Source organism: Streptomyces sp. SAS_272 (assembly GCF_052543235.1).
This window is the reverse complement of record NZ_JBMNDR010000073.1, coordinates 39,413-48,639: the sequence shown is the minus strand read 5'-3', so window position 1 is coordinate 48,639 and position 9,227 is coordinate 39,413. Positions and strand designations below refer to the sequence as shown.

Here is a 9,227-nt window from a genome sequence, read left to right as displayed (position 1 = left end):
GGTCGACCGGCGCAAGACGGGCAGCAAACATCACCTGATCTGCGATGGACGCGGCACCCCGCTCAAGGTCATCACAACCGCGGCGAACGTCAACGACATCACCCAGACCCTCGCTCTCGTCGATGGCATCCCACTCGTGGCCGGCCGTCCGGGCCGCCCCCGCCGACGCCCCGACGCGGTGCTGGGCGACAAGGCGTACGACTCCCGGGCCGTCCGCCACGAACTACGCAAGCGCCGGATCCTGCCGGTGATCTCCCGCAAGGGCGCCCCGAACATCAAGGGCCTGGGCAAGCTCCGCTACGTCGTCGAACAGACCTTCGCCCTGCTCCACCAGTTCAAACGACTCGCCATCCGCTGGGAACGCCGAACCGAACTCCACGACGCCCTCGTCTCCCTGGCCTGCAGCCTCATCTGCTGGAGACGCCTCAAGAAGGCACGCACATGATCGTGTTACGAGCTCTTACGATCGCCTCAAGGAACCGACCAGGCAAAAATAGTGCGCGCAAGTTCCCTCCCGCGGGAGGGAAACTTCCTTGCCAGCAAGGAAGGAATTAGTGACTACGGGATCCGAATGGAATACCAGACCCTCACCGCCAACATCCTTGCAGGTCAACTTGTGGAACAAGTTGTTGTTCAACCCCCCGAACGCTTCGTTCCATGACTGGAATGAACACCTCCATCGAGACCCCGCTCTCACTTTTACACTGTGTGAGTAGCAGACCTAGGTCTAGCTGCAAGTTTGTCTGAATTGATGGATCTGTGCAAAAGTCTCACCACATGCGAATGCCGCCCGGGCATGGGCGGCATTCGTTTCCGTTTCCGCATTCGGAAGCCGTAATCAGAAACCAAATACAGAAGGAGACCACATGGTCCCACGTGCAGGTGTCACCGTCGACATCTGTCCCCGCGACTTGCCGCTCGCGCTCATCGGCACGGCCGGCGGTGCACTCGCCCTCTGGGCCGACGCCCCCGTCGAGATCGCCGTCCCCGTGGCGCTGCTGATCGTCCTCGACATCCGGGTCCGCCGTTGGCGTCGTCGCACCTGACGGCCCAGCGACGGCGCAGCCCCGCCGAAAAGCCCCCGCCCCACGAGTTCCTCGCAGGTCGGGGGCTTACCGGTGTCGCGTTACTTCTTCTTGCCCTGGTTTTTCACTGCCTCGATCGCCGCCGCGGCCGCGTCGGGGTCGAGGTAGGTGCCGCCCGGGTTGAGGGGCTTGAAGGCGGCGTCGAGTTCGTAGGAGAGGGGGATGCCCGTCGGGATGTTCAGGCCGGCGATGTCGGCGTCCGAGACGCCGTCGAGGTGCTTGACCAGGGCGCGCAGGGAGTTGCCGTGGGCGGCGACCAGGACCGTGCGGCCGGCGAGGAGGTCGGGGACGATGCCGTCGTACCAGTACGGGAGCATGCGGACGACGACGTCCTTCAGGCACTCCGTGCGGGGGCGGAGCTCCGGCGGGATCGACGCGTAGCGGGGGTCGTCCGACTGGGAGAACTCCGTGCCGTCCTCGAGGGCCGGGGGCGGGGTGTCGTAGGAGCGGCGCCACAGCATGAACTGCTCCTCGCCGAACTCCGCGAGGGTCTGGGCCTTGTCCTTGCCCTGGAGGGCGCCGTAGTGGCGCTCGTTCAGGCGCCAGGAGCGGTGGACCGGGATCCAGTGGCGGTCGGCGGATTCGAGGGCCAGCTGCGCCGTGCGGATCGCGCGCTTCTGGAGGGACGTGTGGACCACGTCGGGCAGGAGGTCGGCGTCCTTCAGGAGTTCGCCACCGCGGACCGCCTCCTTCTCGCCCTTCTCGTTGAGGTTGACGTCCACCCAGCCGGTGAACAGGTTCTTCGCGTTCCACTCGCTCTCGCCGTGGCGGAGGAGGATCAGCTTGTACGGTGCGTCGGCCATGCGTCCGAGCGTAATCGACGGCTCCGGTCGGTCGTACATCCGCTCATACAGCGGACATACCGGGGGTGCGCCGACGACGATTGACCGTTTCTGTTAATCGAGTGGCCCCGCCCTCCGCTCCCCTCGTAAGTTCTGAGTGCCGCCTGCGCCGCTTACATTCGGGGGATCCGCCATGCCTGTCGCCGTCCTGAGACGTGCCGTCCGAGAAACGCTCTCCGGGCTGCCCCGCGAGTTCTGGTGGCTGTGGACCAGCACCCTCGTCAACCGGCTCGGCGCGTTCGTCGCGACCTTCATGGCGCTGTACCTGACGCTGGACCGCGGCTACTCCGCCTCCTACGCCGGACTCGTCGCCTCGCTGCACGGGCTGGGCGGGGTCGTCTCGTCGCTCGGCGGCGGGGTGATGGCGGACCGGCTCGGCCGGCGACCCACCCTGCTCGTCGCGCAGACCTGCACCGCCGCCTCCGTGGCGCTGCTCGGCTTCGTGGAGCATCCGGTCGCCATCGCCGGGGTCGCGTTCCTCGTCGGGATGGCCTCCAACGCCTCCCGTCCGGCCGTGCAGGCGATGATGGCCGACATCGTGCGGCCCGAGGACCGGGTCCGCGCCTTCTCGCTGAACTACTGGGCCATCAACCTCGGGTTCGCCGTCTCCTCCATGGCCGCCGGGTTCATCGCCGAGGTCAGCTACCGGGCCGGCTTCCTCCTCGAGGCGGGGATGACGCTGGTCTGCGCGGTCGTCGTCTTCCTCAAGCTGCCCGAGTCGCGGCCCGTGCAGAAGGACAAGGGGGACAGCGACGGCGACCTGGTCGGACTGGGGACGGTCCTGCGCGACGGGCGGTTCATGAGCGTGGTCGGGTTGTCCTTCCTCGTGGCGCTCGTCTTCCAGCAGGGCGGCGTGGGCCTGCCCGTGGCGATGGGCGCGGCCGGGTTCACGCCGGCCGACTACGGCATGGCGATCGCCGTGAACGGCGTGCTCATCGTCGTGCTGCAGATCCCCGTGACGCGGTTCATCGAGCACCGCGATCCGCGACGGCTCCTCGTGATCTCCTCGGTCCTCGCGGGGTACGGCTTCGGGCTCACCGCCTTCGCCGGGTCGGTCGGCGTCTTCGCGCTCACCGTCTGCGTGTGGACGCTGGCCGAGATCGTCAACGCCCCGACGCAGACGGGGATCGTCGTCCGGCTCTCCCCCACCCACGGCCGCGGGCGCTACCAGGGCATGTACACGCTGTCGTGGGCGGTGGCCTCCCTGGTCGCCCCGGTGATGTCCGGTGTGGTGATCGACCGGTTCGGCGCGGCGTGGCTGTGGGGGCTGTGCGCGGTCGTCGGGACGGCTGCGGGCGCCGGGTACGCCGTGCTGATGCGGCGGCTGCCGGACGAGGAGCCCGTCGCCGCCGACGCCCCTGCGATGACGGGGCCCCAGGGCGCCGACGCCCCTGCGACGGGCTCTCCGCTCGCCGAAGACCTGGTCAGCGAAAGTCCCGTCACCGAAAGGCCGGTCGCCGGACGCCTGGTCACGGAACGCCCGGTCGCCGCCGCGAAGCCCGAGGTCGGCGCCGTCTGACGCGGGGGCGCAGCGCACTCGCGGCCGTCAGGAGTGCATCCGCGCCCCCTTCAGGGCCTTGTCCACCGCGTTCCTCGGGCCGTACACGGCCAGCCCGACCAGATCCAGCTCGCCGGTGGGGACGGCGCGCACGGCGGCGCGGTTGTCGCGGTCGTTGCCGGTGGCGAAGAGGTCGCTCGTGAACACCGCGCGCGGGAGGGTCCGGGAGAGCACGCGCGCGTGAACGGCCTTCAGGGTCTCCTTGGCGCCCTCGAAGACCAGCACCGGCTGGCGGAACATCGGCAGGCAGGGCACGCCGTCCGCGTCCTCGTACGGCTCCCCGATCACCTCGGGGAGCTCCGTGCCGAGCCCGCTGACCAGGAACGCGGTGACGTTCAGCCGCTGCCAGGTCTCCAGGTCCTCGCGCAGCAGGACGGCGATCTTCGTGTCGAAGCGGATGGGTTCACTGTTCATGCGGTGAGACTGCCGATCGGCGTACGTCCCCGTCTTGTACGTTCTTTGCATGGCAGCCCGGCAGGAGGTCTCCGCCTGGCGTCCGGCCGTACGGGGCGTCGTGGAGGTCTTCCACGCCCACTTCACCGGATACGCCTACCCGATGCACGTCCACGAGGCCTGGACGCTGCTCATCGTCGACGACGGCGCCGTCCGCTACGACCTGGACCGGCACGAGCACGGGACGCCGCACGACACCGTCTCGTTGCTGCCGCCGCACGTGCCGCACAACGGATCGCCGGTCACGTCGGACGGCTTCCGCAAACGGGTCCTCTACCTGGACGCCGGCGTGCTCGGCGAGAACCTCATCGGGGCCGCCGTCGACGCGCCCGACCTGCGCGATCCCGTGCTGCGCCGACGGGTCGGGCAGCTGCACTGCGCCCTCGCGCGGCCCGGGGACGAGCTGGAGGCCGACAGCAGGCTGGCGCTGATCGGGGAGCGGCTGCGGGTCCATCTGCGGGACCGGCGGCGCCTCGGACCGCCGCGCCGCGATCCCGTCCTGGCCCGCCGCCTGCGCGAAATGCTCGACGAGCGGGTCGTCGAGGGCCTGGCGCTGGAGGAGGCGGCGGGGCTGGTGCAGGCGCATCCGGCGCATCTGGTGCGGGCGTTCAGCGGGGCGTACGGCATCGCGCCGCACCAGTACCTCACCGCCCGCCGCGTGGACCTGGCCCGCCGGCTTCTGCTGGACGGGCGGCCGCCGGGCGAGGTCGCGGCGGCGGCCGGGTTCTACGACCAGGCCCATCTCACCCGGCACTTCCGCAAGTCGGTGGGGGTCACACCGGGGCGCTACGCAGACGGACGGAAGTCCTCCGCCCGCTGACGGCGGGGTCTGCTCCCCGCGTCCCGTCACCCGGACCCGTCTCACCCGGGCCCGCGGACCCGCCCCTCCTGCCCGCCCGGTTCAGGTGGGCGAAGGCCCGGCCGGCCGCCGGGTCAGGTGGGCGAAGGCGTCCAGGTTGCGCGTCGGCTCGCCCCGGGAGACCCGCCACTCGTACTCCCGGCGGATGGCGCTCGCGAAGCCGAGCTCGAGCAGCGTGTTGAACGCGCCGTCGGCGGCCTCGAGGACCTGGCCCATGAGGCGGTCGATCTCGTCGGCGGTGACCGCGGCGAGGGGCAGCCGGGCGGTGACGTAGACGTCGCCGAGCCGGTCGACGGCGTAACTCACCCCGTAGAGCTTGAGGTTGCGTTCCAGCAGCCAGCGGTGGACGCCGGACTCGTTCTCGTCGGGATGGCGGACGACGAAGGCGTTCAGGGAGAGCGAGTGACGGCCGACGATCAGGGAGACGGTCGTCTTGAGCTTGCGCGCGCCGGGGAGTTGGACGACGTAGGACCCGGGCGACGGGCTCTCCCACTCCAGCTCCGCGTCCTTCAGGAAGTCCTCGATGACCTGCGCGGCCCTCTTCTCCACGTCACCCATGCTCGGAGCGTACGCCACGGCGGTGGGCCTGGGCCGCGGCCGCGTAGACGTCCGCGGTGGCGGCGGCGGCGGTGTCCCAGCCGAAGGACTGCGCGTGCGCGGCGGCCGCCGCGCCCATGCGGGCGGGCAGTTCGGGACCGTCGGCGAAACGCTCGAGCACGCGCGCGTAGCGGGCCGGGTCGTGGCCCTGCACCAGGAAGCCCGTCTCGCCGTCCCGGACGGCCACCGGGAGCCCGCCGACGGCGGCCGCGAGGACGGGGGTCCCGGCCGCCTGCGCCTCTATGGCGACCAGTCCGAAGGACTCGCTGTAGGAGGGGACGACCAGCAGCGACGCCGCCCGGAACCAGTCCGCGAGCTGGTCCTGGCCGACCGGCGGCCGGAACCGCACGACGTCGGCGACGCCGAGCCGCGCGGCCAGCTTCTGCAGCCCCTCCGGCTTGGCGAGGCCGCTGCCGCTGGGGCCCCCGACGATCGGCACGACGATGCGGGAGCGGAGCTCGGGGCGCTCGTCGAGCAGCACGGCGACCGCGCGCAGGAGGACGTCCGGAGCCTTCAGCGGCTGGATGCGGCCCGCGAAGAGCGGGATCAGGGCGTCCTGGGGCAGGCCGAGGCGGGCACGGGCGGCGGCGCGGCCGTCCGCGGGACGGAAGCGGTCGAGGTTGACGCCGGGGTGCACGACGGCGACCTTGCCGGGGTCGGCGTGGTAGTGGCGGACGAGTTCCTCGGCCTCCTCCGTCGTATTGGCGATGAGGCGGTCCGCGGCGACGACGATCTGGGTCTCGCCGATGACGCGGGCGGCGGGCTCGGGCGTGTCGCCGTCGGCCAGGTTGGCGTTCTTGACCTTGGCCATGGTGTGCATGGCGTGCACCAGCGGGGCGCCCCACCGCTGGGCGGCCAGCCAGCCCACGTGCCCGGAGAGCCAGTAGTGCGAGTGCACGAGGTCGTAGTAGCCGGGGCGGTGGCCGGCCCAGGCCTGCATCACGCCGTGCGTGAAGGCGCACAGCTGGGCCGGCAGGTCCTCCTTGGCGAGGCCTTCGTACGGGCCTGCGTCGACGTGCCGGACCAGGACCCCGGGGGCCAGCTCGACGACGGGCGGCAGGCCGCCGGTCGTCGCACGCGTGAAGATCTCGACCTCGATGTTGATCGCGGCGAGGCGCTGCGCGAGCTCGACGATGTAGACGTTCATGCCGCCGGCGTCGCCGGTGCCGGGCTGGTGGAGCGGGGAGGTGTGCACGGAGAGCATGGCGACGCGACGGGGACGGCGGTGGAGCCTGAGCCGCTGCGGCGCGGTCTGAGAGCGACGCCCGAGCTTGTTGACGTAGCTCACGTGGCGGTCCTCCTCGCTGCGGGCATGCCTGAGGGAGGGTGTGGGGCGCCCTCCACGGAGCTGCAACCCGGAGGAGCACACTCCCATTCCGGCGCGCTCCGCGACGGCGGCGTTCTTTGCCCAGCCATTACCGTCTGTCGCTCAACCGTTCGATGAGGTTCTGCGTGGGGAAGGCCACGCGGCCGCACCGCATACCCTCGTAGGCATGACGTCCCGCGCCCCGACCCGCCCCGTGGGCACGGTCACGCGCGGCACGACGAACCCCAACCGGCTGCGCCGCATGGACCGCTGGATCGCCGCGACCCACGGCCCCGACCTGCGCCGCGCCGCCGATCCCGTCGCCGTCGACCTCGGTTACGGTGCCGCGCCCTGGACCGCCGTCGAGCTGCTGGAGCGGCTGCGCTCCGTCGCGCCCCGCGCGCGGGTCGTGGGCGTCGAGATCGAACCGGCCCGCGTGGCGGCCGCGCGGCCCTACGAACGGGCGGGGCTGGTCTTCCGGCACGGCGGGTTCGAGATCCCGGTCCCCCAGCGACCGCACCTGGTACGCGCCGCCAACGTGCTGCGCCAGTACGGCGAGGGCGAGGTCGCCGCGGTCTGGCGGCGGCTGTGCGCGCGGCTCGCGCCGGCCGACCCGGCGACCGGGTTCCGCGGCGGCCTGCTCGTCGAGGGGACCTGCGACGAGATCGGGCGCCGGCACGTGTGGGTGGCCCTGGGACCGGAAGGACCTCGCACGGTCACCTTCGCGACCCGGCTGGGCTCCCTGCAACGGCCCTCGGACCTCGCGGAGCGGCTGCCCAAGGCCCTGATCCACCGCAATGTCCCGGGCGAGCCCGTGCACGCCTTCCTGCGCGACTTCGACCGCGCCTGGGCGGCCGCCGCACCGTACGCGTCGTACGGCGCCCGGCAGCGGTGGATGCGCTCGGTGCGGGATCTGACGGCCGACTGGCCGGTGACGGACGGGCCGACGCGCTGGCGGCAGGGCGAAGTGACGGTGCGATGGACGGCGTTGGCGCCGCGGAACTGACGGTCCCTGTCCCCGGACGACCCGCACAACCACACACACCCGCCGGACGACCACCGGACGACCGCCGCAGAGCCGGCACGGGCCGACCCCCCCGCACAGCCGCCGGACGACCGCCGGCCGACCGCCGGACGACTACTGGCCGACCACCGGGAACGATCTCCGTGAGTCGTTCGTCACACAGGCCGGGGAGAGCGAATGTCGGGGCGGACGGGAGGGGAAGGACTGCCGGTGCCGGTTCCGTCGTCACCTCTGTCGTTTTCGGCCGTGACGTGGCACGATCCCCCGAGCGGCCAAGTTACTGACGGTTAATCACACATGGGGGACGGGGTATGGGAACGGGCAAGCGCGGCCTGCTCGCTGCAGCTGTGACCGTGGTCTGCGCGGTCACCGTGCTGGGGGCGCCGGGCATGGCGTTCGCGAGTCCGAACCCCACGCCAAAGCCCTCGCCGTCGGCGAGTTCGCCGGCTCCCGCGCTTCCCTCGACCGCCACCAACAAGGACCTCGAAGCCGTCCGCACCCAGCTCGAAGCGCTCTACCACGACGCCGCGGTGGCCACCGACGCCTACAACGCGGCCGAGGAAGCGGCGCAGAAGCAGTCCGCCGAGATCGTCGAGCTGGCCAAGAAGATCGTCGCGGGCCAGAAGAAGCTGGACGACCTCAAGGACCGGGCGGGCGCCGCCGCCCGCGCCCAGTACCGCACGGGCGGCCTGCCCGACGAGGCGCAGCTGATGCTGAGCGACGACCCGTCGGAGTTCCTCGACGGCGCGGGCCGGGTCCGCCAGGGCCAGCGCGCGACCAAGGGCCTCATCGGGCAACTGGCACAGGTGCAGCAGGACTTGGAGCAGTACTCCAAGGACGCCTCCACCCAGTGGCAGAAGCTGGAGGCGGGCCGCAAGGCCAAGGCGGCGGCCCAGAAGAAGATCGAGAAGCAGATCGCCGCGGCGGAGAAGCTTGAATCCCGGCTGGAGAAGAAGGAGAAGGAGCGCCTCGAGCAACTGGAGGCGCAGGTCGCGCAGAAGGCGCAGACCGCCTGGCTGGACACCGGCATCCTCAAGGAGATCGACAGCGCGGCGTCCGTGCAGGGCAAGGCGGCCGTCCAGTTCGCCACCGCCCAGATGGGCAAGCCCTACGTGTGGGGCGCCGAGGGGCCGAAGAGCTTCGACTGCTCCGGTCTGACCTCCGAGGCCTGGAAGAGCGCCGGACGGCCGATCCCCCGCACCTCGCAGGAGCAGTGGAAGCAGTTGCCGCACGTCGCCGTCCAGGACATGCGCCCCGGCGACCTGATCATCTACTTCAGCGACGCCAGCCACGTCGCGATGTACGTGGGCGACGGCGCGATCATCCACGCCCCGCGCCCGGGCCGCACGGTCACGCTCGCCGGAGCGGGCACGATGCCGATCCTCGGGGTGGTCCGGCCGGACGCGTGACCTCGCCCGTACGACCGCGCGCGACCTCGCCCGTGACCCGTGCGCGCCCCGTCCTGTGACCCAGGGCACCTCTCCGTGTGACCCAGGGCACCTC

10 protein-coding genes are annotated in these 9,227 nt (G+C 71.4%); 6 read left to right on the top strand and 4 right to left on the bottom strand.

The genetic code is table 11. The features are described 5' to 3' along the window. Together ACN6LD_RS31950 and ACN6LD_RS31945 are read left to right on the top strand one after the other, a co-directional pair. Positions 1–445: IS5 family transposase (locus ACN6LD_RS31950; protein ID WP_445045014.1), on the top strand; the 445-nt coding region annotated here is incomplete at its 5' end. Positions 446–866: 421 nt separating this feature from the next. Then, complete coding sequence (locus ACN6LD_RS31945) at positions 867–1,046, top strand: hypothetical protein (protein WP_445045013.1); 180 nt, start codon at positions 867–869, stop codon at positions 1,044–1,046. Positions 1,047–1,126: 80 nt separating this feature from the next. Here the strand turns inward: ACN6LD_RS31945 and ACN6LD_RS31940 are convergent, their stop codons facing one another. Then, the gene (locus ACN6LD_RS31940; RefSeq protein WP_057579203.1) at positions 1,127–1,888 is read right to left on the bottom strand and encodes a phosphoglyceromutase; all 762 of its coding nucleotides are present in this window, start codon (positions 1,886–1,888) and stop codon (positions 1,127–1,129) included. A 172-nt stretch (positions 1,889–2,060) separates the two neighbouring features. On the opposite strand from ACN6LD_RS31940, the gene ACN6LD_RS31935 reads away from it, so the two are divergent. Next, positions 2,061–3,446 carry an MDR family MFS transporter gene (locus tag ACN6LD_RS31935; protein WP_319190624.1) on the top strand — a complete coding sequence of 462 codons (1,386 nt, stop codon included), beginning with the start codon at positions 2,061–2,063 and terminating at the stop codon, positions 3,444–3,446. 27 nt (positions 3,447–3,473) lie between these two features. On the opposite strand, the gene ACN6LD_RS31930 is transcribed toward ACN6LD_RS31935, so the two are convergent. Further along, positions 3,474–3,899 carry a DUF2000 domain-containing protein gene (locus ACN6LD_RS31930; RefSeq protein ID WP_319190623.1) on the bottom strand — a complete coding sequence of 142 codons (426 nt, stop codon included), beginning with the start codon at positions 3,897–3,899 and terminating at the stop codon, positions 3,474–3,476. 49 nt (positions 3,900–3,948) lie between these two features. On the opposite strand from ACN6LD_RS31930, the gene ACN6LD_RS31925 reads away from it, so the two are divergent. Continuing rightward, positions 3,949–4,758: a helix-turn-helix domain-containing protein gene (locus tag ACN6LD_RS31925; protein ID WP_445045012.1), complete on the top strand. Its 810-nt coding sequence runs from the start codon at positions 3,949–3,951 to the stop codon at positions 4,756–4,758. An 81-nt stretch (positions 4,759–4,839) separates the two neighbouring features. Here ACN6LD_RS31925 and ACN6LD_RS31920 read toward each other — a convergent pair whose 3' ends face one another. Together ACN6LD_RS31920 and mshA are read right to left on the bottom strand one after the other, a co-directional pair. Next, positions 4,840–5,355, bottom strand: coding sequence for a YbjN domain-containing protein (locus tag ACN6LD_RS31920; protein WP_445045011.1), 516 nt, complete (start codon positions 5,353–5,355; stop codon positions 4,840–4,842). Then, the gene (gene mshA / locus ACN6LD_RS31915; RefSeq protein ID WP_319190618.1) at positions 5,348–6,682 is read right to left on the bottom strand and encodes a D-inositol-3-phosphate glycosyltransferase; all 1,335 of its coding nucleotides are present in this window, start codon (positions 6,680–6,682) and stop codon (positions 5,348–5,350) included. Before mshA ends, ACN6LD_RS31920 begins: the two co-directional genes overlap by 8 nt. Positions 6,683–6,887: 205 nt before the next feature. Between mshA and ACN6LD_RS31910 the strand changes: the two genes are divergently transcribed. Both ACN6LD_RS31910 and ACN6LD_RS31905 read left to right on the top strand, forming a co-directional pair. Continuing rightward, entirely contained in the window at positions 6,888–7,706 is an 819-nt protein-coding gene (locus tag ACN6LD_RS31910; protein ID WP_319190617.1) for a class I SAM-dependent methyltransferase, read from the top strand. A gap of 329 nt (positions 7,707–8,035) precedes the next feature. After that, on the top strand, positions 8,036–9,133 hold the full coding sequence (locus ACN6LD_RS31905; protein WP_445045010.1) for an NlpC/P60 family protein: 1,098 nt from the start codon (positions 8,036–8,038) through the stop codon (positions 9,131–9,133). The last annotated feature ends 94 nt before the right edge of the window (positions 9,134–9,227 follow it).